The 24,106-nt window shown below is 72.7% G+C and carries 22 protein-coding genes, 2 pseudogenes and 1 riboswitch; of the genes and pseudogenes, 14 read left to right on the top strand and 10 right to left on the bottom strand.

What is annotated here, in order from left to right; translation table 11 throughout:
- Nucleotides 1–83 precede the first annotated feature (83 nt).
- The 3 genes and pseudogenes from miv_RS33830 to thiC all read right to left on the bottom strand — a co-directional run.
- Nucleotides 84–1,220: pseudogene (locus miv_RS33830) on the bottom strand (sensor histidine kinase); the annotation flags it as partial.
- A gap of 45 nt (nucleotides 1,221–1,265) precedes the next feature.
- A pseudogene (locus tag miv_RS33825) lies at nucleotides 1,266–1,931 on the bottom strand (GAF domain-containing protein); the annotation flags it as partial.
- A 948-nt stretch (nucleotides 1,932–2,879) separates the two neighbouring features.
- Nucleotides 2,880–4,760: a phosphomethylpyrimidine synthase ThiC gene (gene thiC, locus miv_RS22350; protein WP_207178958.1), complete on the bottom strand. Its 1,881-nt coding sequence runs from the start codon at nucleotides 4,758–4,760 to the stop codon at nucleotides 2,880–2,882.
- Between the two features lie 58 nt (nucleotides 4,761–4,818).
- Nucleotides 4,819–4,930, bottom strand: a riboswitch (TPP riboswitch).
- A gap of 166 nt (nucleotides 4,931–5,096) precedes the next feature.
- Here thiC and miv_RS22345 point away from each other — a divergent pair.
- From miv_RS22345 to miv_RS33755, 4 genes are all read left to right on the top strand, one after another.
- Entirely contained in the window at nucleotides 5,097–5,471 is a 375-nt protein-coding gene (locus miv_RS22345; protein ID WP_207178957.1) for an HNH endonuclease family protein, read from the top strand.
- Nucleotides 5,472–5,597: 126 nt separating this feature from the next.
- On the top strand, nucleotides 5,598–6,737 hold the full coding sequence (locus tag miv_RS22340) for an acyltransferase family protein (RefSeq protein ID WP_207178955.1): 1,140 nt from the start codon (nucleotides 5,598–5,600) through the stop codon (nucleotides 6,735–6,737).
- A gap of 283 nt (nucleotides 6,738–7,020) precedes the next feature.
- Complete coding sequence (locus tag miv_RS22335) at nucleotides 7,021–7,365, top strand: hypothetical protein (protein WP_053220820.1); 345 nt, start codon at nucleotides 7,021–7,023, stop codon at nucleotides 7,363–7,365.
- The gene (locus tag miv_RS33755) at nucleotides 7,365–8,825 is read left to right on the top strand and encodes a methyl-accepting chemotaxis protein (protein WP_048426700.1); all 1,461 of its coding nucleotides are present in this window, start codon (nucleotides 7,365–7,367) and stop codon (nucleotides 8,823–8,825) included. The genes miv_RS22335 and miv_RS33755 overlap by 1 nt, the downstream gene beginning before the upstream one ends.
- 12 nt (nucleotides 8,826–8,837) lie before the next feature.
- Here miv_RS33755 and miv_RS22325 read toward each other — a convergent pair whose 3' ends face one another.
- Nucleotides 8,838–9,683: a type 1 glutamine amidotransferase gene (locus tag miv_RS22325; protein ID WP_058619811.1), complete on the bottom strand. Its 846-nt coding sequence runs from the start codon at nucleotides 9,681–9,683 to the stop codon at nucleotides 8,838–8,840.
- Between the two features lie 204 nt (nucleotides 9,684–9,887).
- Between miv_RS22325 and miv_RS22320 the strand changes: the two genes are divergently transcribed.
- The gene (locus miv_RS22320) at nucleotides 9,888–12,077 is read left to right on the top strand and encodes a transglycosylase domain-containing protein (RefSeq protein WP_048426702.1); all 2,190 of its coding nucleotides are present in this window, start codon (nucleotides 9,888–9,890) and stop codon (nucleotides 12,075–12,077) included.
- Nucleotides 12,078–12,250: 173 nt separating this feature from the next.
- On the opposite strand, the gene miv_RS22315 is transcribed toward miv_RS22320, so the two are convergent.
- Together miv_RS22315 and miv_RS22310 are read right to left on the bottom strand one after the other, a co-directional pair.
- A complete protein-coding gene (locus tag miv_RS22315) occupies nucleotides 12,251–12,604 on the bottom strand; it encodes a DUF427 domain-containing protein (protein ID WP_207178952.1) in 354 nt (117 codons plus the stop codon).
- Nucleotides 12,601–13,482 (bottom strand): methyltransferase domain-containing protein, encoded by an 882-nt coding sequence (locus miv_RS22310; protein ID WP_207178951.1) that lies wholly within the window; start codon nucleotides 13,480–13,482, stop codon nucleotides 12,601–12,603. Before miv_RS22310 ends, miv_RS22315 begins: the two co-directional genes overlap by 4 nt.
- Before the next feature lie 136 nt (nucleotides 13,483–13,618).
- On the opposite strand from miv_RS22310, the gene miv_RS22305 reads away from it, so the two are divergent.
- A complete protein-coding gene (locus miv_RS22305; protein ID WP_244748652.1) occupies nucleotides 13,619–14,536 on the top strand; it encodes a lytic transglycosylase domain-containing protein in 918 nt (305 codons plus the stop codon).
- A 106-nt stretch (nucleotides 14,537–14,642) separates the two neighbouring features.
- Complete coding sequence (locus miv_RS22300) at nucleotides 14,643–14,888, top strand: hypothetical protein (protein ID WP_207178947.1); 246 nt, start codon at nucleotides 14,643–14,645, stop codon at nucleotides 14,886–14,888.
- A gap of 69 nt (nucleotides 14,889–14,957) precedes the next feature.
- On the opposite strand, the gene miv_RS22295 is transcribed toward miv_RS22300, so the two are convergent.
- From miv_RS22295 to miv_RS22280, 4 genes are all read right to left on the bottom strand, one after another.
- Nucleotides 14,958–16,163, bottom strand: a complete 1,206-nt coding sequence (locus miv_RS22295; protein ID WP_207178945.1) for a pyrophosphate--fructose-6-phosphate 1-phosphotransferase — start codon at nucleotides 16,161–16,163, stop codon at nucleotides 14,958–14,960.
- 68 nt (nucleotides 16,164–16,231) lie between these two features.
- Nucleotides 16,232–17,089, bottom strand: a complete 858-nt coding sequence (gene fabI / locus miv_RS22290) for an enoyl-ACP reductase FabI (RefSeq protein ID WP_207178943.1) — start codon at nucleotides 17,087–17,089, stop codon at nucleotides 16,232–16,234.
- A 145-nt stretch (nucleotides 17,090–17,234) separates the two neighbouring features.
- A complete protein-coding gene (locus miv_RS22285) occupies nucleotides 17,235–18,167 on the bottom strand; it encodes a DnaJ C-terminal domain-containing protein (protein WP_207178941.1) in 933 nt (310 codons plus the stop codon).
- Nucleotides 18,168–18,340: 173 nt separating this feature from the next.
- Nucleotides 18,341–18,820 carry an RT0821/Lpp0805 family surface protein gene (locus miv_RS22280; RefSeq protein WP_048426708.1) on the bottom strand — a complete coding sequence of 160 codons (480 nt, stop codon included), beginning with the start codon at nucleotides 18,818–18,820 and terminating at the stop codon, nucleotides 18,341–18,343.
- 121 nt (nucleotides 18,821–18,941) lie between these two features.
- Here miv_RS22280 and pdxH point away from each other — a divergent pair, with 121 nt between their 5' ends.
- The 7 genes from pdxH (at nucleotide 18,942) to miv_RS22245 (ending at nucleotide 24,103) form a co-directional block, all read left to right on the top strand.
- Nucleotides 18,942–19,550: a pyridoxamine 5'-phosphate oxidase gene (pdxH, locus tag miv_RS22275; protein WP_058619173.1), complete on the top strand. Its 609-nt coding sequence runs from the start codon at nucleotides 18,942–18,944 to the stop codon at nucleotides 19,548–19,550.
- A 186-nt stretch (nucleotides 19,551–19,736) separates the two neighbouring features.
- A complete protein-coding gene (locus miv_RS22270; RefSeq protein WP_207183596.1) occupies nucleotides 19,737–20,459 on the top strand; it encodes an SDR family NAD(P)-dependent oxidoreductase in 723 nt (240 codons plus the stop codon).
- On the top strand, nucleotides 20,452–21,462 hold the full coding sequence (locus miv_RS22265) for a hypothetical protein (RefSeq protein WP_207178938.1): 1,011 nt from the start codon (nucleotides 20,452–20,454) through the stop codon (nucleotides 21,460–21,462). Before miv_RS22270 ends, miv_RS22265 begins: the two co-directional genes overlap by 8 nt.
- Entirely contained in the window at nucleotides 21,459–21,926 is a 468-nt protein-coding gene (locus miv_RS22260) for an NUDIX hydrolase (protein ID WP_207178936.1), read from the top strand. Before miv_RS22265 ends, miv_RS22260 begins: the two co-directional genes overlap by 4 nt.
- Nucleotides 21,923–22,393, top strand: coding sequence for a TIGR02301 family protein (locus miv_RS22255; protein ID WP_207178934.1), 471 nt, complete (start codon nucleotides 21,923–21,925; stop codon nucleotides 22,391–22,393). The genes miv_RS22260 and miv_RS22255 overlap by 4 nt, the downstream gene beginning before the upstream one ends.
- A gap of 197 nt (nucleotides 22,394–22,590) precedes the next feature.
- On the top strand, nucleotides 22,591–22,854 hold the full coding sequence (locus tag miv_RS22250) for a hypothetical protein (protein WP_048426713.1): 264 nt from the start codon (nucleotides 22,591–22,593) through the stop codon (nucleotides 22,852–22,854).
- Between the two features lie 160 nt (nucleotides 22,855–23,014).
- Nucleotides 23,015–24,103: an SPL family radical SAM protein gene (locus miv_RS22245; RefSeq protein WP_207178932.1), complete on the top strand. Its 1,089-nt coding sequence runs from the start codon at nucleotides 23,015–23,017 to the stop codon at nucleotides 24,101–24,103.
- Nucleotides 24,104–24,106: the final 3 nt, after the last annotated feature.

Here is a 24,106-nt window from a genome sequence, read left to right as displayed (position 1 = left end):
GACTACATTCCGGCGCTTGCGCACGGGGCCGGCACCGAAAACATCGCGATCGCGTTAACGCCGCCCGGCCGCGCAACCCAGGGTCAGCTCTGCCGCAGCGGCAGCGTGACCGTGAAGGTTGTGCCCACCCCGACCTGCGAGGCGAGGTCGATCCGTCCGCCGAGCGCCCGCACCAGGGTGCGGACATGGGCGAGCCCGATCCCCTCCCCGGGCCGGTCCTGGGCGCCGGAGCGGCGGAAGAGCTCGAACACCCGGCCGTGGTCGCGGGCGTCGATGCCGCGGCCGTTGTCGGCGACCTGGAACACCGCGAGCCCGTCCGACACCGCACCCGTCACGGCGATCCGCCCGGGCCGGTTCCGGTCGAGGTACTTGATCGCGTTGTCGATCAGGTTGCCGAAGATCTGCTCCACGGCGACCCGGTCGGCGACGAGGCCGGGAAGGTCGCCGATCGTGATCGCGGCCCCCGCCGTCTCGGCCTGGTGGCGCTGCGCGTCGGCGAGCCCCTGGACCAGGGCGGTCATCGCCAGCGGCTCGGGCTGGAAGTTGCGCCGTCCCTCCCGCGACAGCTTCAGGATGGCGTTGATCAGGCCGTCCATCTTGGTGATCGCCGCCTTGATGAAGCTCACCGATTCGACGAGGTCGGCGTCGATCCGCGAGGCCTCCGGCCGGCCGGCCAGGGCGGCCCGGATGTCGTCCTGGCTCGCCTCGATCTCGCTCGTGAAACCCATGATGTTCACGAGCGGCGCCCGGAGGTCGTGGCTGACGATGTAGGCGTAGCGCTGGATCTCCTCGTTCGATTCGCGCAGCGCCGCCTCCGCCGCGCGCTGCTCGGTGATGTCGGAATGCACCCCGACCCATTCGCGGATCGTCCCGTCGGGATCGAGCACCGGTACCGCCTGGATGGCGTAGGTGCGAAACACCCCGTCGTGGCGCCGCACCCGGTGCTCGTGGGTGTAGCGCCGGCGCCCGGCGACGGCCTGGTTCCAGGTCTCGACGCTGGCGGCCCGGTCGTCGGGATGCACCGCCTCGGCCCAGCCGTAGCCGGCATACTCGTCCGGCGTCTGGCCGGTCAGCGCGGCCCAGGCCGGCTGGTCGTTGGTCATCCGGCCGTCGGGGCCGTTGGTCCACAGGACGCCCCGCACCGCCTGGACGGCGGCCTCGAAGCGGTCCTGCCCGCGGCGCACCGAGGCGAACAGGCGGGCATTGTCCATCGCCACCGCGGCCTGCCCGGCCAGGCCCTCGACCAGGGCCGCCTCGCGGGTGCCGAAGCGATGCGACTCGGGGTGGCCGAACAGCAGCGCGCCCAGGGTGGCGCCGGTGCCCGACACCACCGGCACCGCCAGGTAGCTGCGCACCGGCAGGTGGCCCTTCGGCATGCCGCCGTGGCTGCCGTAGCGCGGATCGGTGGTCACGTCCTCGCTCAGGACCACGCCGCCGGCCGCGAAGGTCTGGCTGAACAGGGTCGTCACCCGCGGCAGGCCGAAGCGGGTGAAGGCCTCGCGGGGGCCGCCGGTGAGGCTGAGGAGCTGCCAGTGCTCCGGCCCGTCCGGGCCCTCCGGCACCCGCTCGAACAGGGCGCCGTAGGCCGCGCCGGTCAGGTGGGTGGCGGCCTCCACCACCGCGTCGCCGAGGCGCTGCCGGTCGAGCTCGCTCGCCAGCGCCGTGCCGAGCCGGTTCAGCACTTCGAGGCGCTGCGTCTCGGAGCGGAGCGCCGCGGCGGCGCTCTCGCGCTCGCTCGCCCGCTCGCGCTGGCGCTGGGCCGCCTCGGCGATCTCGGCGCTCACCGCCGCCACTTCCGCCGGCACCCCGGCGAGCACCGGGGCCGGCCGGCCGCGGCCGAGCGCCACCGCCTGGTCGCGCAGGGCCTGGAGCGGCGCCGCGATGCCGCGGGCGAAGGCCAGCGCCAGGACGGCCGCGATGGCGGCCAGCATGATCCCGAGCCCGGCGAACCACACGAGCGAGGCCCGGACCGGTGCGGCCAGCGCCTCCTCGGGTACCCCGACGGCGATGCGCCAATCCGGCACGCCCGCCCGCGCATAGGCGATGAAGAACGGCTGGCCCTCCAGCGAGGTGCCGCGCCAGGTCCCTTCCGGGCCGGTGGCGAGGCGCAGGTCGTCGGGGGCCTTGGTGCCGGTGAAGCGCTCCGGCGCGCGGGTGCGGGTGAGCACCCGGTCGTCGCGGTCGACGACGCTCATCACCCAGTCCTTCGGCACCCCGCCGGAGGCCAGCACGTCGCGGATCCGGTCCGTCGGCAGGGAGAAGGACAGGAGGTACAGGACCGCCTCGCCGCCCCGGCGCATCACCGGCACCGTCACTCGGAAGCGCCCGTCGACCACGCCCGACACCGCCGGCCGTCCGGCCAGGGCCGCCGCATCGGCGGCATCGAGGCGCTCCGGCATCGGCTCGGCGCCGATGTCGATCAGCCGCCGGCCATCGGGATCGCGCAGGGTCGCCGAGAGGCCGCTGCGGCGGAAGAGTTCCTGCAACTGCTCGCGGAAGGCCGTCACGTCGCCGCGCTGGAGCGCGTTCGACAGGGTCAGGGCCTCCAGGGTGGCGGTCAGGCTCGCGACCTCGCGGTCGACCGCCGCCGCCTCCATCCGGGCCCGCCCCAGCGCCTCCGCCTCGAGGCGGGCGCGGGCAGCGCCCGCGAATTGCCACAGGACCACGCCGCCGAAGATCAGGATCGGCACCGCCAGGCCGAGGGCGAAGACGACGAGGCGGCGCACGATCGAGCTGGGGCGCGATCCGGCGCGATCCGGCCGGGCCGGGTCCGGCGGAGCCTTCGGGGCCTGCATCAGCATTCGTGACATCCTCGCGCGGCGCGCCGGCGACCGGATCGGTTCCGCGCGCCCGACCGGTCGGGCGCGCGGAGGACGCGCTCATCCGGCGTCGACGTAGAGTCTCCCGCCCTCGCCCAGGAATTCCGCCGATTTTTGGGCCATGCCGGCCGCGCGGGCCGTTTCGTCGAGCGGTGTGGCCTCGCCGACCACGGCGCTCGCCGCCTCCATCGCCAGCACGTCGGCGCGCAGGTCCTGGGTGATCTTCATCGAGCAGAATTTCGGGCCGCACATCGAGCAGAAATGCGCGACCTTGTGGGCGTCCTTCGGCAGGGTCTCGTCGTGGTAGGCCCGGGCGGTATCGGGATCGAGCGAGAGGTTGAACTGGTCCTCCCAGCGGAAGTCGAACCGGGCCCGGGACAGGGCGTCGTCCCGCACCTGCGCCGCCGGATGGCCCTTGGCGAGGTCGGCGGCGTGCGCGGCGATCTTGTAGGTGATGACGCCGGTCTTCACGTCGTCGCGGTTCGGCAGGCCGAGATGCTCCTTCGGGGTCACGTAGCAGAGCATCGCGGTACCGAACCAGCCGATCATCGCCGCGCCGATGCCCGAGGTGATGTGGTCGTAGCCCGGCGCCACGTCGGTGGTGAGCGGGCCCAGCGTGTAGAACGGCGCCTCGCCGCACTCGGCGAGCTGCTTGTCCATATTGACCTTGATCTTGTGCATCGGCACGTGGCCGGGACCCTCGATCATCACCTGGCAGCCCTTGGCCTGTGCGATCTTGGTGAGTTCGCCGAGCGTCTCGAGTTCCGCGAACTGCGCGGCGTCGTTGGCGTCCGCGATCGATCCCGGCCGCAACCCGTCGCCCAGCGAGAACGACACGTCGTACTCGCGGCAGATGTCGCAGATCTCCTCGAAGCGCTCGTAGAGGAACGATTCCCGGTGCCCGGCGAGGCACCAGCGCGCCATGATCGAGCCGCCGCGCGAGACGATGCCGGTGACACGCCGGGCCGTCAGCGGGACGTGGGCGAGGCGCACGCCGGCATGGATGGTGAAGTAGTCCACCCCCTGCTCGGCCTGCTCGATGAGGGTGTCCTTGAACACCTCCCAGTCGAGCTTGAGCGGATCGCCGCCGACCTTCTCCAGCGCCTGGTAGATCGGCACGGTGCCGATCGGCACCGGGGCGTTGCGCAGGATCCAGCCGCGGATGTTGTGGATGTTGCGCCCCGTCGAGAGGTCCATCACCGTGTCGGCGCCCCAGCGGATCGCCCACACCATCTTCTCGACCTCCTCGGCGGCCGAGGAGGTCACGGCCGAGTTGCCGATATTGGCGTTGATCTTGACGAGGAAGTTGCGGCCGATCGCCATCGGCTCAAGTTCGGTGTGGTTGATGTTGGCCGGGATGATCGCCCGGCCCCGCGCCACCTCCTCGCGCACGAAGTCGGGGGTGACAAAGGGCGGGATCGCGGCCCCGAAACTCTCGCCATCGGCGAGTTTGCCCTCGGCCTGCGCCAGCATCGCCTCGCGGCACAGGTTCTCCCGATGGGCGACGTAGATCATCTCCTCGGTGACGATCCCGGCCCGGGCGAATTCGAGCTGCGTCACCCTCTGGCCGGTCTCTCCCCGCCGGACCGTGCGGGGAGCCGGGCACGGCGCCACCAGCCGATCCTCGGGCACGAAGCCGTTATCCTCCGGCTTCACCGCCCGGGGGGCGACGGCCGCGTAGCCGCGGGCGGCGAGCCAGCCGGCGCGGATCTCCGGCAGCCCGGCGGACAGGTCGATGCGCGCGTCCGTCTCGGTATAGGGGCCCGAGGGATCGTAGACCCGCACCGGGGCCTCGCCCGGATCCGTCAGGGCGATCTCGCGGTAGGGCACCCGCAGGTCGGGCCGGTCCTTGGGCGCGGCATAGACCTTCACCGAGCCGGTGACCGGCCCCGTGGTGACGGTCTTCGGACGATCTTTCGGGGGGAGGATGGGTGCGTTCATGGATCTCTCCGGGCGAGGAGATCCGGCCTCGGGGCGCGAGGACGCACGGGTCACGTCGGTCATGGCAGGTTCCCGTCCCTCCGCCGGTACGAACCGGATCAGGTTCAAGGGTCAGGACGCGCGCTCGTCCAATCTCAGCCCCTGCCGGCGGGGCTCCCCTCGGTAACCCCATCACTGTCCGGCGGCGGGGGAGGTTTGTCAATCGCGGCTCCGGGGGCGTTCCCGAGGGACGCTGCGGCATCCGGGCCCCCGCGACATCGCCCACGCGGCCTTGAACCCCGGCCGCCCGGCGACCCAGATACGGAGGAGTTTTCCCCGCCCTTGCAGGAGCTGGCCTTGGGACGTCGAGAGCGGCGCTGGCGCGACGACGACCCCTCGACCCATGGTCTGGGGACCCGCCCCGCCGTCATCTGTCCGCTCTGCGAGCGGCCGATCCCGCCCGGTGCCCGCCAGAGCCGGCACCACCTGACGCCGAAGCTGAAGGGCGGCACCCACGGCGAGACCGTGCAGCTGCACCAGATCTGCCACTCGGCGATCCATGCCCGGCACAGCGAGGCGGAGCTGGCGCGGCGCCTCAACGACGTCGAGAGCCTGCGGGCCGAGCCCGAGATCGCCCGCTTCCTCGCCTGGGTGCGGACCAAGCCCGACGATTTCCACGCCGCGACGCGGATGACCCGGACGCGGCGCGAGACGAAGCGGAGCGTCCGGTAGCCGGCGGCCCCTCGGGCGGTAAGGTGAATCGCCTGTTGCCCGGTTCGCCGCAATTTACGGGACCGGGCCCGATCCGATCTTTACGTCTCCCTGGCAGCCTCCCGGGCGATCCTCCGGAGACGCCCGATGTCCGCCCGTCCCAACACCGAACCCGCCCTCTCGGTCCGGCCGGACGATCCCGTTCGCCCGCGCGCGGGGACCGCCCCGGGGCGCCGCGCCTGGGTCGACGTCGCCAAGGGCATCTGCATCATCCTCGTGGTGATGATGCACTCGACCCTCGGGGTCGGCGAGGCGATGGGGGGCGAGGGCTTCATGCATCACGTCGTGGAGTTCGCCAAACCCTTCCGGATCCCGGATTTCTTCCTGCTCTCGGGCCTGTTCGTCGGCCGGGTCGTCGATCGCGACTGGCGGCTCTTCGCCGACCGGCGCATCGTCCACTTCGCGTATTTCTACCTGCTGTGGATGGTGCTCCAGTCGGCGGTGAAGTACGGCCAGATCACCGACGGCGCGGGGCCCGGCGCCTTCGCGGCCCATCTCGCCCACGGCCTGATCGAGCCCTACTCGACCCTCTGGTTCATCTACCTGCTGGCGGTCTTCTCGGTCGTCGTGAAGCTCCTGCGCCGGCTGCCCTGGCCGGTGCTGCTGATCGGCGCCGCCCTCCTCCAGCTCGCCCCGGTCCATACCGGCTCGACGCTGATCGACGAGTTCTGCGACCGGCTGGTCTACTTCGTCGCCGGCTACCTGTTCGCCGCCCGGATCTTCGCCCTGGCCGACTGGGTGCGGGCGCGAGCCGGCCTCGCGCTCCTCGGCCTCGCCGCCTGGGCGTCGATCGAGGCGTTCCTCGTCTTCACGCCGACCGGGCTGACCTCCCACCCGACGCTCGCCAGCCTGCCGGTGGTGAGCCTGATGCTCGGCGCCGCCGGCGCGCTCGCCATCGTGGCGACCGCCGCCCTCCTCACCCGGGCCGGCGGCCCGGTGACCGCCGCCCTGCGGGCCTGCGGCGAGCGCTCGATCGTGATCTACCTCGCCTTCTTCCTGCCGATGGCGGCCCTGCGCACGGCCCTCGTGCGCAGCGGGGTGATCGAGGATATCGGCCTCGTCGCGCTCCTCGTGACGCTGACCGCCGTGGTGGTGCCGCTCGCCATCGAGCGGGTGATCCGCCACACCCCGGCCCGGTTCCTGTTCCGGCGTCCGGCCGCCTTCCACCTCGTCGGCGAGGACGAGGCCCGCCCGGCGCCGCGCCTCGCCGCCGCACCGACGGCCTGAGCTCGCCAGGCCCTTCCAAGTCCCGTCAAGTCCCGCCAAGCATTCCCAAGCGAAATCACGCCACACGACAGGACGGCGCCCCGCGGGGCGCCGTTTTCGTTGGTGCACGCGATCGTCGCGGACGGGAGCAGTTGCGCGCCAGCTAACCGTTACGCTGAAGGCGCCACGGACACCCTGCCCTTCAAGTCGAGGATCAGTCCCGCAAAATCCGGACATTGCGCTTTACCGGCCGTAAGGCATTCCTCCCGCAAGGTCCCCGCCATTCACGCATGGGACGAGCCTCATGGCCGCGCGATCCCGCCTCCAGGATGGCACCGGTCTGCTGCTCCTGACCTTGGCCCCGTTCCTGGTCGTCGCTCTGCCGCGCTCGGACGCGGTGGCGGTGCTCGGCCGTCCGGGCGCCGGGATCGGCGAGGCGGCCGCGATCGTGGCCGCCGCTGGCGGCCGGCTCGTTCGCGCAGGCCCGGCCGGCCTGGTCGTCGCGCGCTCGGAGGCGCCCGGCTTCGTCCGGCGCCTCTACGGCGCCGGCGCCTGGCTGGTCCTCGATCCGCTCGTCGCCGGCGGCTGCGGCCCCTCCCCGCCCGCGACCTCCCGTCATTCTCCACCGTCACCGAGCACCGCCCGCTGATGACCGACGTCGACGACCTCCGCCGTTCCTTCGCCCGCATCCTGATCCCGCTGCTCTGGGCCCATGTGCCGGTCGCCGCCGGCCTGCCGCTGATCGCCGGTGACGGAGCCGCCCTGGTGCCGGGCACGGCCGCAACCCTGCTCGCGGGCATCGCCACCCTGTCGTGGTGGCGCGACCCGATCGGGCTGCGGACCCGGCTCGCCACCGCGTTCGCGCTCGTCGGCATGGCGGCGGTGCTGCTCTATGCCAGCGCCGGGCATCCCTGGCAGGTCGACCTGCACATGTATTTCTTCGCCTGCCTGGCGGTGCTCGCCGGCTGGTGCGACTGGCGGGTGATCCTGGCGGCCACCGGCGCCACGGCCGTGCACCACCTCGTGCTGAACCTCGTCCTGCCGGCCGCCGTCTTCCCGGCGGGCGGCGATCTCGGCCGGGTGCTCCTCCACGCCGTGATCCTGACGATCGAGGCGGCGGTGCTGGCCCGGATCTGCCACACCGTCGCCCGAACGCTGGCCGGGCTCGCCGCCTCCGAGCGGGAGGCCAAGGCCCAGATGGCGCGCCTGCGCGCCCTGGAGCAGGACGGCGAGGCGGCCCGTCGGGCTGCCGAGCATGAGCGGCGCGAGGGCGTGCTGCGGATGGCGGCGGCCTTCGAGGCGGCGGTCGGCGGCATCGTCGGCGAGGTCGCGGCCTCGGCGGGCGATCTGCAGGCGACCGCGAGGGCGATGTCGCGGACCGCCGGCACCGCCGCCGACCGCTCGGCCGAGGCCGATGCCGCCGCCGGTCGGGCGGCGGGGGATGTCGGCGCCGTCGCGGCGGCGACGCGGGAGCTCGGGGCGTCCGTGCGCGAGGTCGGCCAGCAGGTCGGCGAGACCGCCGGCCTCGCCCGCGCCGCCGTCGCCGAGGCGGACCGTTCGGCCGCCCTGGTGGGGGCTCTCAGCGAGGCGGCCGCGCGCATCGGCGACGTCGTCACGATGATCTCGGCGATCGCCGACCAGACCAACCTCCTGGCGTTGAACGCCACCATCGAAGCCGCCCGCGCGGGCGCGGCGGGGCGGGGCTTCGCGGTGGTGGCGGCGGAGGTGAAGGAACTCGCCGCCCAGACCGCCCGGGCGACCGGCGAGATCGGCGGCCAGATCGGCCGTATTCAGGACGCCACCGGCGACGCCGTCCGGGCGATCGAGGCGATCGGCGGGCGCATCCGCGGCATCGACGGGGTGGCGGCCGCGGTGGCGGCGGCCGTCGAGGAGCAGGAAGCGGCGACCCGGGAGATCCTGCGCGCCATGGAGCGGGCCACCGCCGGGACGGGCTCGCTCACCGCGACGATCGGTGCGGTGGCCGAGGCCGCCGGCACCACCGGCACCGTCGCCAGCCGGGTGCTGGCCTCCGCCGACGCGCTCACGCACCAGGCCGAGCATCTCGGCGCCGAAGTCGAGCGCTTCCTCGGCGGCGTCCGGGCGGCGTGAGCGACTCCGGCTTCACGCCCTCTGCCTTGGCCGCACCAGCCGGTCGAGGAAGTTCGCGATCTCGCGCCGGCGCCGCTCCGGCACCAGCACCTCGGCGGTGACGCCGAGGCGCCAGGCGAGGTCGGCCCGGCCCTCCGGGTCGCGGTGCAGGTCGCGCAGGGCATCCGCGTAGGCGTGGAGCGCGGCCTCGTCCGGGCACAGGCCCGCCTCCACCACGCCCTCGGCGGACAGCCGCAGCATCGCCGCGACCTCGTCGAGGTCGAGCTCGGGATGGTACTGCGTGCCCCAGAACACGCCGCCGCCGAGGCGGATCTCGATCGCCTGCACGTCGAGGCGGTCGTTGCCGGCGAGCACCGTGCTGCGAGGGGGCGGCTCGATCACCGCGTCGTCGTGGATCGCCGGGGCGTCCCAGGAGGCCGGCCGGCCGGCCAGCAGCGGGTGGTCCCCTCCGGCCTCGGTCCGGCTGATGGCGCGGGCGAGCCCGTATTCCGGGCCCCGCGGGTTGCGGGCGGCCCGTCCCCCGGCGATCGTCGCCGCCACCTGCACGCCCCAGCACGAGCCGAAGACCGGCACGCCCGCTTCCAGCGCCGCCCGCACGAGGTCGCATTGGCGCGTCACCGCGGGGCCGCCCTCCTCGACATGCAGGGTCGAGCCGGTGAGCACCAGGGCATTGCACGCGTCGAGCGCCCGCGGCAGCGTCGCTCCCGCATCCGCCGGGGCGACGAGGTGGCAGGTCGCGTCCGGGGCGAGCTTTTCCAGGATTCCCGCATAGGTCTCGGCCGAGGTCCGGCCGCACACCGCGACATGCCGCTCGCGGCCGTCCCGGTCGTTCCCATCCGCCACCAGCAGGTGCAGCATGTCGGCTCCTTGTTCGAGCCTGCGCAACGCCTCCCGCGATCCGCCGTTCCGGCGCAGCTTGCCGCATCCTCTGCAGTGCTTTGCTAAGCAGCGGGAATCGTTCGACAAAATTTCGGTTAACGGCCCTTAAACCCGCCTCAATTATTGTCTCTTGAGTGCCCCACGCGGGCCGGCTCGTCCGGGGGCGAAGGGGAACTCGACAGGATGGCGAAGGGACGCGAGCGGACGGGTCGGGTCGAGCCCCGCTTCGAGGCGGAGGGGCCTGGGGATCCGGCCTCCCTCGACCTGCGCCTCTCGCGGGGCGATCGGGCGGGAGGCGGCGTGGCCAAGGGGACATCCAAGGGATCGGCCAAGGGGTCGACCAAGGCCGCCCCGAAGCGGGCCGCCCGCGCGGCGGCTCCTGCCCCGCGGCGGCGTCGGCGCTCGTTCCTCGGCTCCCTCGTCTACGGCACGGTGATCCTCGGCCTCTGGGGCCTCGTGGCGGTCGCCGGCATCGTCGCCTACCACGCCTCGCAGCTGCCGCCGATCGACCAGCTGGCGGTGCCGAAGCGCCCGCCCAACATCGCGATTTTGGCCGCCGACGGCTCGCTGCTCGCCAATCGCGGCGAGACCGGCGGGCGCACGGTGAGCATCCGCGAGCTGCCGCCCTACCTGCCCCGCGCCTTCGTGGCGATCGAGGACCGGCGCTTCTACTCCCATCTCGGCATCGATCCGGTCGGCATCGCCCGCGCCATCGGCCAGAACCTGACCCGCCGCGGCGTCGCCCAGGGCGGCTCGACCCTGACCCAGCAGCTCGCCAAGAACCTCTTCCTGACCCAGGAGCGCACCGCCTCGCGCAAGATCCAGGAGGCGATCCTCGCGCTCTGGCTCGAGCACAAGTACACCAAGGACGAGATCCTCGAACTCTACCTCAACCGGGTCTATTTCGGTGCCGGCGCCTACGGCGTCGAGGCCGCGGCCCAGCGCTACTTCGCCAAGCCCGCCAAGGACGTGACCCTGGCGGAAGCCGCGATGCTGGGCGGCCTCGTCCAGGCGCCCTCGCGGCTCGCCCCCAACCGCAACCTGCCCGCCGCCCAGGCCCGGGCCGCGCAGGTGCTGGCGGCGATGCAGGAGCTGGGCTTCGCCAAGCCCGCGGACGTGAAAGTGGCGCTGGCCCAGCCGGCCAAGCCCGCCCGGGCCAAGGGCGGCGGCTCGGCCAACTACGTCGCCGATCTCGTGATGGACGTGCTCGACGACTACGTCGGCAAGATCGAGACCGACGTCTCGGTCCAGACCACCGTCGATCCGGGCCTGCAGGCGGTGGCCGAGCGGGCGCTGGTCGACGAGCTCAACCAGAAGGGCGCGCGCTACAATGTCGGCCAGGGCGCGGTCGTGTCGATGCGGCCCGACGGGGCGATCCGGGCGCTGATCGGCGGGCGCGACTATGCGCAGAGCCAGTTCAACCGCGCCACCACCGCCAAGCGCCAGCCCGGCTCGGCCTTCAAGCCCTTCGTCTACCTCGCGGCGATCGAGCGCGGCCTGACCCCCGACACGGTGCGGGAGGACGCGCCGATCAACATCAAGGGGTGGAACCCCGAGAACTACTCGCGCAACTACAGCGGCCCCGTGACCCTGCGGGACGCGCTCGCCCACTCGCTCAACACCGTGGCGGTGCGGCTCGGCATGGAGGTCGGCCCCAAGGCGGTGGTGCAGACGGCCCAGCGCCTCGGCATCACCTCGCCGCTCCAGGCCAATGCCTCGATCGCGCTCGGCACCTCCGAGGTGACGCCGCTCGAACTCGTCGGCGCCTATGCCACCTTCGCCAATGGCGGCATGGGGGTGATTCCCTACGTCATTGCCAGCGTGAAGACCGTCGACGGCCGCACCGTCTACAAGCGCGCCCCGAGCGGCCTCGGCCGGGTGATCGAGCCCCAGGCCGACGGCATGATGAACGCGATGATGCACGAGGTCTTCGTCAGCGGCACCGCCAAGAAGGGCGACATCCCGGGCTGGGAGCTCGCCGGCAAGACCGGCACCAGCCAGGATTTTCGCGATGCCTGGGTGGTCGGCTTCTCCGCCACGCTGGTGACCGGCGTCTGGCTCGGCAACGACGACGGCGAGCCGACGAAGCGGGTCTCGGGCGGCAACCTGCCGGTGGAGGTCTGGAACCGGGTGATGGTCGCGGGCCTGCGCGGCGACAAGCCGGCGCCGCTTCCCGGCGCGGCCCGCTGGCGCCGCACCAGCAACGCCGTCGCATCGGCCAATCCCGCCGAGCCGCCGACGATCGGCGGCATGATCGACGACCTCCTCGGCGGCCAGCAGCCCGCCGCCCGCCCGCAGCCGGCGCCCCAGCGCGGCGGACCGACCCGGGAGGACAAGAACTTCCTCGAGCGGCTGTTCGGGATCGGGGAGTGATACCGACGGTCGTCGGAAACGACCTTTGGTTCCGTTCTCGAATTGTCGCCGAGCCTTTGACCGGGCATCGACAGTTCGAGATGGTTCGCCGGCCCCGTCGATCTCGGGCAAGCCCGAGATCGACTTGATGCGCTAGGATCGTGGGCCGGTGGGATGAGGCGAGCGCCGCCCGTTCAGTCCGCGAATTCCTCGATCGCATCCACCTTGCCCGGGTAGAAGGCGAGGTGATCCTTGATCGCCGCCACCGCCGGAAACGGGTCCTCGTAGCTCCAGACCGCGTTCGCCCGCTCCAGCCCGCCGGCGGTGAGGGAGAAGTAGCTGGCATCGCCCTTGTGCGGGCAATGCGTGCGGTGCGCGGTGCGCGCGAAGAGATCCAGTTGCGCATCCTCGCGCGGGATGTAGAGCACCGGCGGCATGGCGCCCTCGCGCAGGGTCAGCGCCCGGGTCGTCTCGGCGACGATCGTGCCGCCGAGCATCACGCGGATCCGGTGCGGGTTCGGCGTGATCGTGATGGACCTGTCCGTCATGACGGCTCCTTGCGTTCGACGGTGCCGAGGGCGTCGGCCAGCCGCGCCTGGGCGCTGCCCGGCCGCAACGGCTTCTGCTGGCTCTCGTGCGGCACCCAGCCCGAGAGCCAGATCATCTCGAACGTCGCCCGGATGCGCCCGTCCGGATCGGCGAAGCGTTCGGCGTACAGGGTGGCGGCCCGCATCAGGGTCTCCCGGCGCAGGGCGCCGCGGCGCTCCCGCAGGGCGTTGGTGAGCCCCATGGCGCGCAGGTCGCGCATCAGCCCGAACGGATCGCCGTAGCGCACCGTCACGGTCTCGACATCGGTGACCGGCAGGGCGAAGCCGGCGCGCTGGAGCAGGCCGCCGATGTCGCGCACCTCCGCGAAGGGCGCCACCCGGGGGCTGGCCCCGCCCTCGATCTCGCTCTCGGCCTGGGTGAGCACCTGGCGCAGCTCGGTCAGCGTGCGGCCGCCGAGCAGGCAGCCGATGAACAGCCCGTCGGCCCTCAAGGCCCGGCGGACCTGCACGAGCGCGCCCGGCAGGTCGTTGGCGTGCTGGAGCGCCAGCAGCGACACGGCGAGGTCGAAGCTCCTATCGCCGAACGGCAGAGTCTCGGGGTCGCCCACCGCGACCGTAAGGTCCGGGCCGCCCGGCTCCGCCACGGGAGCGAGGCGGATGACGGAGCCCGCCCGCCCGCTTGCCCGGAGCCAGGACGCGGCGGCCGGGACCGGGGTGGCGAGGTCGAGGGCGCGGGGAAATTCCCGCAGCACCGCGCCGAGGCGGTCGGTCAGGTCGTCGACCGCCCGCGCGACCAGGAAGTCGGCGAAGCCGGCGCGGCGGGCGCGGGCGAGCCGCTTGCGGATCAGGGGGGTGTCGAACAGGAGCGGCGAAGACATCGCCCGCTAGATGGCGCGGGACGGGGCGCTGCGCCAGGGCCGGCATGCCCGCGGGATCGGAAAGCCGGTCCGGGACGGATCCGCGACAACCTCGACCCTTGCCGAATTGGTCACCGAATCGAGGTATGAGGGCCTGGTGACCCGCCCCCCTCTCCTCCTCGCGGCTTGGCTCCTCGCGGCCTGCGCCCTTCCGGTCGTCGCGGCCGCCGCGCCGGCGCGGCCGGCGCCTGCGTCGGAGAGCAAGGAACCGGTGGGCCGGGAATCGGGCGGCAAGGAGGAAACGGTCGAGCAGGCCCTGTGCCGCCTGATCGAGGGCGCGGCCCAGTCGAAGGGGCTGCCGGTCGCCTTCCTGACCCGGCTGATCTGGCGCGAGAGCAGCTTCCGGCCCGGCGTGGTGAGCCCCGCGGGCGCGCAAGGGGTGGCGCAGTTCATGCCCGGCACGGCGCAGGAGCGCGGCCTCACCGATCCGTTCGATCCCGAACAGGCGATTCCCGCCGCGGCCCGCTTCCTCCTCGACCTGCGCGCCCGCTTCGGCAATCTCGGCCTCGCCGCGGCGGCCTACAATGGCGGGCCCGGCCGCGTCTCGGCCTGGCTCGCCGGCACCGGCGGCCTGCCGGCGGAGACCCGCGCCTATGTCGCGGCGATCACCGGGCGCAGCGCCGAGGATTGGGCGGCCGCCGCCAAGGAGGCGCCGAAGGGCGACCTGACCGAGCCGGAGGGCACCCGCTGCCTGCAGGTGACGGCGGCCCTGCGCATCCGCGGCCGCACCGAGACCTTCTTCGCGGGCGCCGCCGCCACCCTGGCGCCCTGGGGCGTCCAGCTCGCCGGCAACTTCTCGAAGTCGATCGCGCTGGCGAGCTTCGGCCGGGCCCGCGACCGCTACGCGACGATCCTCGGCGACGTGCGCCCGATGGTCATCGGCACCCGGCTGCGCCACCGCGGTACCCGGGCGTTCTATCGCATCCGCGTGCCCTCCGAGACCCGCGCCAGCGCCGAGACCCTGTGCAACCGCATCCGCGGCGTCGGCGGCGCCTGCATCGTCCTTAAAACCTGAGGTTCATGCCGTGTCACCCAAATGGGTGATGACACGCAAGCTGCCCCCCTGTTTCGTTCGAGAGCCGACAGAGTGTCGCGCGGCGGGCGAGCAAGGGAGGAGTCCCATGAAGTTCGGCGATGGCGTGCCCCGATGGGCCCGGAGGCGGGTCGAACGGCACATGATGCGCCACGGCGACGGCCGGATCGTGCGCTGGATGGCGTTCCGAGCCGGGTCGCGGCGCGGCGTCGGCGGCGAGGGAGCGGCCGGGGCGGCATCGGCCGAGTGGTCCGGGAACGTGGTTCCCTTCATCCGCCGGCCGGTCTCCGGCCCGGGCGAGACCGCCCCGCCGCTCGACGCGACGGGGTCGTGATCGACAAAAACCGGTCGATCGACATCTGACGTTCGATCGAAACCGGCGCCGGGGCGGCGCCGGTGCCCGTCAACCGCGAGGCTGGCCGATCTCGTCCAGCATCCCGGTGAACCAGGATTCGCTCGGATCGAACGCCTTGCCGCCGCGGATGCGCGGGAACTCGATCGCCCGCAGGCGGCCCCCGTGCTCCTCGTCGTGGCCGATCACGCCGGAGACGCCGGCGAGGCCGCACTCCACCGCGTAGTCGACCATGCCCTGGATCAGCCGCAGGTCGTCCGCGTTCGGCGCCGCCGAGCGGCCGAAATGGCCGGATTTCAGCACGAGCGTCTTCTCCGCCCCGATCATCGGCGCGAAGCGGTCGGCGAACCACTTGCCGACATTGACCGTGTCGATCTTGACGTGGCCGAAGGGATCGCGGCCCAGCACCTCGCCGCGCCCCTCGATCTCGGCGACGATCTCGTCGAGGCCGGCGCCCTCGCTCAAGAAGATCGTCACGCAATCCTTGGCGTCGAGCCGGGCCTTCAGCCGCGCCGCCTCCCGGGCGATGTCGAGGGGCATCTCGGGCAGGTAGACCGCGTCCACCTCCTTGTGCGCCCGGTCGAGCCCGAATTCCGGCACGAACGCGGTGCGGTCGAGGCGGTCGCGATAGGCTCGGGCCGTCGCGGCGGTGAGCCAGCCGCATTTACGGCCCATGATCTCGTGGACGATCAGCATGCGCGGGTTGGCGCTCTGCTCGTTGACGATGTTCTCGGCGAAGAGCGCGCCCTGCTCGGCCGCCGTCCAGGCCCCGAGCGTCTGGCGGATCGGCACCACGTCGTTGTCGATGGTCTTGGGCAGCCCGACGACGGTCAGGTGGTAGCCGTTGGCCTCGAGATAGGCCGCGAGATCGGCCGCCGTGGTGTTGGTGTCGTCGCCGCCGATCGTGTGCAGCACGCTCACCCGGTCGCGGGCGAGCTGGTCGGCCGCCACCTTGAGCGGATCCTGCCCCTCCTTCACCAGACCGCGCTTCACGCAATCCTTGACGTTGGTGAGCTTGATCCGGCTGTTGCCGAGCGGCGAGCCGCCGTGGCGCAGGAGGAGATGGGCCTTCGCCCGCACCGCCGGGGTGACCGGGATGTGGTCGCCGAGGAGCAGGCCCTTGTAGCCGCTGCGATAGCCGATGATCTCGGCCTCCGGCGCCAGGTCGGTGTAGCGGGCGATCAGCCCGCCGACCGCCGCCGACAGGCACGGGGCGAGGCCGCCCGCGGTGAGCATGGCGATCTTCAGGGTAGGCATCATGGGCTCCGCATGTCCGACGCGAAGCCCATAGTGGGCCGAAAGGCCCTCCGGTCCAGCCCCCGGGCTCAGTCCTTGTCGAGGCTGAGGTCCGGCGCCTCGGGATTCTTCATGCCGACGACGTGGTAGCCGGCATCGACGTGCAGGATCTCGCCGGTCATGCCGCGGGACATGTCGGAGATCAGGTAGGCGGCGGTCTCGCCGACCTCGTCGATCGTCACGGTGCGCCGCAGGGGGGCGTTGTACTCGTTCCACTTCAGGATGTAGCGGAAATCGCCGATTCCGGAGGCGGCGAGCGTCTTGATCGGGCCGGCCGAGATCGCGTTGACGCGGATCTTCTGCGGGCCGAGATCGGCCGCGAGGTAGCGCACCGAGGCCTCGAGCGCGGCCTTGGCGACGCCCATCACGTTGTAGTGCGGCATCCACTTCTCGGCGCCGTAATAGGTCAGCGTGAGGAGCGAGCCGCCGTTGCGCATCAGCTTCTCGGCCCGCTGGGCCACGGCCGTGAACGAGTAGCAGGAGATCAGCAGCGACTTCGAGAAGTTCGCCTCGCTGGTCTCGATGTAGCGGCCGGTCAGCTCGTCCTTGTCCGAGAAGGCGATGCAGTGGATGACGAAGTCGATCCCCTCGGGGAAGTGCCGGCCGGTGGCCTCGAAGGCCGCGTCGATCGAGGCCGGGTCGGTGACGTCGCAATGGCCGACCACCGCCGCGTCGAGTTCGCGGGCGAGCGGCTCGACGCGCTTCTTCAGCGCCTCGCCCTGATAGGTGAAGGCCAGCTGCGCACCATGCTGGTGGGCGCTCTTGGCGATGCCCCAGGCGATCGAGCGGTTGTTGGCGACGCCGAGCACGAGGCCGCGCTTGCCGGCGAGAAGCCCGGTGCGGGGCTGCCCGTCATCCTGTACCTGTGCCCGGTTGGAGTCAGCCATGAGTCACCCAAAGAACAGCCGCCACGCGGAGCACGCGGCGGCAGGTCGGACCCGGCCGTGCATGGCTCCCCAGCGGCTTCCTTAACCGACGCCCGCGGGCGACGGAAGTGCGCCGGCTCCGGTAATGCCGCGCGCAACCCGCGGTTCAGTTCGCCGCGGTTGCCGCCCGGCGCTTGCGGGCGAACTCGGTCAGGGCCTCGTCGGCGCTCGCCGGCAGGGTGACGGCGATGGTGGCCAGAAGGTCGCCGCGGGTGCCGTCCTTCTTCGGCAGGCCCTTGCCGCGCAGGCGGAAGACCCGGCCGGAGCTGGTCATGGGCGGGATCTTCATCTCGACCGCGCCGGTCAGGGTCTGGATCCGGATCGGCCCGCCGAGCACCGCATCCTCGAGCGGCACCTCGGCGGAGGTGCGCAGGTCCGCGCCCTCGATCTGGAAGCGCGAATCGGGCGCGAAGCGGATGGTGAGGAGCGCGTCGCCCGGCTCGGCGCCGTGGGCACCCGGATAACCGAGGCCGCGCAGGCGGATGACCTGCCCGTCGACCACGCCCTTGGGCACCACCACGTCGACCTCGCGGCCGCTCGGCAGGTTGAGGCGGAGCTTGGCCTCCCCCACCACCTGATCGAGGCCGACCGTCAGCTCGGCGGCCACGTCCTCGCCCTTCTGGGGCGCGCCGCGGCCGGCCCCGCCGGAGCGGAACGCCTCGCCGAACAGGTGCGAGAAGATTTCTTCGCCGAAGCCGCCGGCGGCCCCGCCGCCCGCGCCGCCCCGGCCGCGCGCCATCGATTCGAAGTCGAACCCGCCGGCGCCGCCGCCGCGCCCGGCGCCGCCGCCGAAGCCCTCGAAGCCGGTGAAGCGGGGCTTGCCGTCGCCGTCGATGGCGCCGCGGTCGAACTGCTCGCGCTTCTTGGCGTCGCCCAGGATCTCGTAGGCCTGGTTGACCTCCGAGAAGCGGTCCTGCGCCTTGGCGTCGTTCTTGTTGCGGTCGGGGTGATAGGCCTTGGCGAGCTTGCGGAAGGCCTTCTTGATCTCCGCCTCGTCGGCCGAACGGCTCACGCCGAGTACGTCGTATGGGTTGCGCATGGCGATCCGATGGCGATTCGAGCGGCTCCGATCCGGCGCGTCACGGGCGGGAGCGGGACCGCGGCTTGAAAGAGATGAGCCCTATCTGGCGACCCTGTTGCCGGATTGCAACGCAGGCGGAGCGGGAAGCCGCGAGGTTACGCCGTTTCCCGCGCGAGCGCCAACGATCCGGCTCAGCCCGGCTTCGTCGAGGCCTTGAGGCTCTTGAGCTCCCAGGCGCCGCCGGACGGACGGCAACCGGTGCCGCGCACGAAGCGGTTGCTGCCCGGCCCGATCACCGAGGCGAGGAAGCCGCGGCAGATCTCGTCGTTCTTCACGAAGGGCAGCCCGGTCGGGTTGATCATGCCGCGCATGCCCGAATCCGGGTTGTCCCACTTCACCGGCTGGCCGTTGCCCTGCGGGTCGAGGGCGACGGAGAGGGCCGCCTTGGCCCGGCGCCAATCCTCGCCCGAGAGGTCGGAGCCGAAGCTCTTCGGCGCCGCCGGCTCGATGCTGCCGGTGCTCTCGGGCTCCGGCGGGGCCGCGTCCACCTGCGGGGTGAACATGATGAGCGGCTGGCTGCAGCCGCCGAGCGCCAGGACGCCGCCGAGCACGCCCGCCGCGCAGGCGAGCCCGAGCGTCACCGAACCGACTTTACACGCACCGCGACGCATTACACCTAATCTCAAGACCGGACGGCCCGCCGCGACGCATCACCTTGCGACGCCGACCCGCCCCCGGTTCGGTTGTCACAGCGGCACTCGAACGGAGTGCCAATTGGGTAAGGACGATGCCGTGGACGGGTTAACGAAGGGTGATTTCACGCAGAACCCGGATCCGTGGGGCCTGTTCCGGCAATGGTTTGCCGACGCGCAGGCCTCCGAGCCGGAGGATCCCAACGCCATGGCGCTCGCGACCAGCGGCGCCGACGGGCTGCCGGACGTGCGCATCGTTCTCCTGAAGGACGCCGACGAGCGCGGATTCGTGTTCTACACCAACACCCTGTCGATGAAGGGGCAGGAGCTCGCCGACAACCCGCAGGCCGCCCTGGTGCTGCACTGGAAGAGCCTGCGCCGTCAGGTCCGGGCCCGCGGGCCGGTGACGAAGGTCTCGGACGCCGAGGCCGACGCCTATTACGCCTCGCGCCCCCGCGACAGCCGTCTCGGCGCCTGGGCGAGCCGCCAGTCGCAGCCGCTGGAGAGCCGCGACGCCCTGATCCGGGCGGTGGACGAGGTGCGCGCCCGCTTTCCCGACGAGGCGGTGCCGCGCCCGCCGCACTGGACCGGCTACCGCATCGCCCCGGTGACGATGGAGTTCTGGCAGGACGGCGCCTACCGCCTGCACGACCGGGTGCGCTTCACCCGCGAGGGCGAGGGCTGGGCCGGTAACCGGCTCTACCCCTGAGCCCCGGCACCTCCGGGGCCGCCGCGTCCGTGACGCGCAACCTTTGCTGCGGCGCGGCGAGCCCTGGATTTCCGGGTCGCCGGGCCCTACCCTGAGGCTCTTCGCGCCCCATACGACCGGCGGCGCTCGCACCGGACATCCCGAGGAGCGGCCGTGGCCCAACCGTCGAACGAACGCCGCCGCGTGATGCTGCTCACCGGCGCGAGCCGGGGCATCGGCCATGCCACCGTCAAGCGCTTCTCGGCGGCGGGCTGGCGCGTCATCACCTGCTCGCGCCACCCCTTCCCGGAGAACTGCCCCTGGGAGATGGGACCCGAGGACCACCTGCAGGTCGACCTCGCCGATCCTTCGGACACCGTGCGCGCCGTCGAGGAGGTGGCCGGGCGGCTCGAGGCCGAGGGCGGTCTGCTCCACGCGCTCGTCAACAATGCCGGCATCTCGCCGAAGGGAGCGGGCGGCGCGCGGCTGGGCGCCATCGACACCCCGTTCTCCGACTGGCAGCGGGTTTTTCAGGTCAACTTCTTCGCCCCCATCCTGCTCGCCCGCGGCCTGTGCGGCGAGCTGACCCGGGCCCGCGGCTCGATCGTCAACGTGACGTCGATCGCGGGTTCGCGCGTCCACCCCTTCGCGGGGGCGGCCTACGCCACCTCCAAGGCGGCGCTCGCCGGCCTCACCCGGGAGATGGCGTCCGATTTCGGGCCCCTCGGCGTGCGGGTGAACGCGATCTCGCCGGGCGAGATCGACACCTCGATCCTGTCGCCCGGCACCGACAAGCTGGTGGCGCAGATCCCGCAGCGCCGCCTCGGCACCCCCGACGAGGTCGCCAAGGCGATCTACTTCCTGTGCACCGAGGCCTCGTCCTACGTGAACGGCGCCGAGCTGCACATCAACGGCGGCCAGCATGTCTGAGCGGGCGGCGTTCGCCCTCGCGGTCCTGCTTCTCGCCTCCCCCGCCGCCGCCGAGCCGCGGGTCGCGCTCCTCGACCTGCCGTTCCGGGTGACGCAGCTGCGCGACGCCGGCAGCGAGGCGGCGCTCGCCGTATCCACCGCCGGCCTGCCGCAGCTGCCCCGCAAGCCCGGGCCGCTGGCGGTCGCCTGGGGCGAGACGGGTGCGGCCGTCGTCACCCTGGCGGGCGACACGGTGACGGTGATTCCCCTCCCCCTCGACGCGATCGAGGGACTGACCGCCGGCGAGACGCCGAAGGGCGCGGTGCCGGGCTCGCGCCGGGTGCTGGCCGGGCCGTTGAGCGCCTACCTGTCGGGCGCAGGGACCGGCCCGGACGGGCGTCCGGGCGCTGCGAGCCTCACCCTGCGCGAGCGCCAGCCGGTGGCGATGAGCGCCGACCCGAAGCCGGTGCCGGTCGCGACCAGCACCGTGTCGCCGGGCCCCGGCGCGGTCTTCTCCGCGGACGCCCTGCAGCCGGTCGAGATCGACGGCGCGACGAACCTCCTCGCGGTGAGCGAGCGGCCGGAGGGCGCCAGCCTCGCGCTGATCGGGCGCCGGGACGGCGCCTGGCAGGTGCGGGGCGCGACCCCGCCCGAACCGGGTTTAGCGACCCTCGCGGCCGCCCGCCCGGGCCCGAAGCCCGCCGCCCTGCTGGTGCGCGGCGACGGCCGGCCCGAGAGCTGGGCCTTGGCCGGCGGTACGCCCGCGCGGCAGGCCCGCGGCGGCGCGGGCTTCTCGGCTCCCGGCGCCGCCCTCGGCGAGGGCGAGTGGGTGCTGACGACGGGCGACCACAAGGCGCTCGCCTACCTGCCGGCCGATACGCTGGACGAGCGGGCCCGCGCGGCCCTGCCGGCGCCGGTCGGGGCCGGCCTCGCGGTCCTGGGCGCCGGGCGCGGTGCCGCCGTGGTGGTGGCGCTGGCCGACGGGCGTCTGGCGAGCGTGCAGGATGGGGATGCGCGGCCGTGAATGCCGAGTCCGACGACCCGGCCTGGCGCCGGCGCTATCCCGTCCGTCCCTTCGTCGCCGCCTCAGTGGCGGTGGTGCGTAACGGCCGGGTGCTCCTCGCCGCCCGCGGAAAGGCGCCGATGCGGGGCGTCTACACCCTGCCGGGTGGGCAGGTGGAGGTCGGCGAGACCCTGGCCGTGGCGGCCCTGCGCGAATTGCACGAGGAGGTCGGGGTGGTGGCCGAGATCGTCGCCGGCCTGCCCCCCCTCGAGGTGATCGGCCGCGACGCCGGGGGCGCGGTGCTGCACCATTTCGTGATCCACCCCCACGCCGCCCGCTGGCGCTCCGGCGAGCCGACGACCGGGCCGGAGGCCCTGGCCCTGCGCTGGGTGACGCCCGAGGAGGCCCATGACCTGCCGACCACCGAGGGGCTGCACGGCGTGATCGCCCAGGCCCTCGCCACCGTGGGGAAGAACGGCGCATGAGGCGGTTCCCGTCGCTCGGTGCGCGCGCCGCGGTGCTCGCCGCCTGCCTGCTCGCGGCCTCGCCCGCCCTCGCCCAGACCCGGCCGAAGCCGGGGGCCAAGCCGCCGGAGGCGACCAAGCTGCCGGAGAAGGAGGCTCCCGCCTCGCCTCCGCCGCCCGATGCGCCCGCTCCCTACGACCGCGATCTCCTGCGGCTGTCGGAGATCATCGGCGCGCTGAGCTTCCTGCGCGAATTGTGCGGCCATCCCGACGCCGCGGAATGGCCCGCCCGCATGAAGGCGCTGCTCGATTCCGAGGGGACCAGCCAGGGCCGGCGCGACCGCCTGGCTGGGGCCTACAACCGCGGCTACGGCGGCTACGCGGTCACCTACCGGGTCTGCACCCCCTCCGCGGTCGAGGCGGCGACCCGCTTCATCGGCGAGGGCGAGCGGCTGTCGGTCGCGCTGGCCGGCCGGTTCGGCGGCTGAGCGCCGGCCTGTTGCGGGGACGCCACAGCTGTGGCGGTGGCGTCGAAGAGAGCGGCATTCTCGCGGCGCCGTTAACCTCTTCGCAATTCCTTGCTGGCTCGCGCCCGGCAGAGATCCTATGAATCGGGGCATCACCTGAGGCCGCTGCGGATTCGAGACCGCCGTTCTCCTCCAGAGACCCGATCTCAAGGCTGTCGATGACCGATTTCGAAACCTACGAGCCCGAGCTCCACTCCGATCAGGACGCGAAGCGTGCCGCCCTGAGCTACGTCTCGGAAGCCTTCGCGGAAGGCTGCCTGGACGGGCTCGACGGCGACTGCATGGCCCAGGCCGCCCTGTTCGCGGCCTTCCAGGAACTGGTGCAGACCTACGGCGAGGAAGCCACCGCCCGCTACGCGGAAGGATTTCCCGAGCGCATCCGCGGCGGCACCTACACGGTGCGGCCCGAGGCCCGGCATTAAGTGCACCTCACAAAACTCCCGCTGCAATGTCGCTGCCACAGCAAGCTGAGGCGGTGATCGGGAGTTTTGTGAGAGACACTACGAACCGCCGTTAACGACCGCGACCCGCCCGTCAGCGAACGGGCGGGACCTTCGGGCCGGCTCCGCGCGTTCGTGGAGCATGAGCGTCCACGATCCCGCCTCCCTCCGCGCGGCCCGACTCTGGCGTCCGCGACGGGTCGTCGCCACGGCGGCGGCGCGGGAGCACGCCCACGGCCGGGCGATCCTGGCCCGCGCCGAGGCGCTGGGCCTGCCCGTCGAGGTCCTGCCCGGCAACCGCCTGACCGGCCTGCGCCACCCCGATCCGCGCCGGGCCTATATCGAGGCCAAGAACACGCTGGCGGTGGTGGTGGCCCCGCCCGCCAAGCTGAAGCTGCAACCGATCCCGCCGAGCGCCGACTGGCGGTTCGATCTCGCCGAGGGCTGCCCGGCCCATTGCCAGTACTGCTACCTCGCCGGCTCGCTCGCGGGCCCACCGGTGACCCGGGTCTACGCCAACCTGCCGGAGATCCTGTCGAACCTCGCGGCCTATGTCGGGCACGGCGGCGTCACCTCGGCGAGCGCGGAGCGGGCGCAGGAGGGCACGAGCTTCGAGGCCTCGTGCTACACCGATCCCCTCGGCATCGAGCACCTGACCGGCTCGCTCTCGGCGGCGATCCGGCATTTCGGCGCCTGGGACGCTCCGGTGAGCCTGCGCGCGACCACCAAGTTCGCCGCGGTCGAGCCGCTGATCGGCCTCGATCACCGGCGCCGCACGCGGCTGCGCTTCTCGGTCAACCCCGCGGCGGCCGGCCGCTTCGAGGGTGGCACCGCCCCCCTGCGCGAACGGCTCTCGGCCCTCGGCGCCGTCGCCCGGGCGGGCTACCCGGTCGGCCTCACGGTCGCGCCGATCCTGCCCCTGCCGGATTGGCGCGCGGCCTACGACGACCTGTTCGCCCAGGCCGCCGAGGCGCTCGAAGGCGTGCCCGACCTCGACCTCACCGCGGAGCTGATCACCCACCGCTTCACCCCCGGCTCGAAGACGGTGCTGGAGGGCTGGTATCCGGGCTCCGACCTGCCGATGCGCGAGGCCGAGCGCAGCCGCAAGTTCACCAAGTTCGGCTCGGTGAAATACGTGTTTCCCGCCGAGCTGATGCGGGAGATGCGCGGGGCACTGACCCGGGCGCTCGCGGAGCGGCTGCCGATGGCGCGGGTGCTGTACTGGACCTGAGGC

The sequence above is a fragment of the Methylobacterium indicum genome (genome assembly GCF_017347565.1).
In the GTDB taxonomy this organism is placed as follows: Bacteria; Pseudomonadota; Alphaproteobacteria; order Rhizobiales; family Beijerinckiaceae; genus Methylobacterium; species Methylobacterium indicum.
The sequence above is the reverse complement of the archived record's forward strand: the minus strand, read 5'-3'. Positions and strand labels throughout refer to the sequence as shown.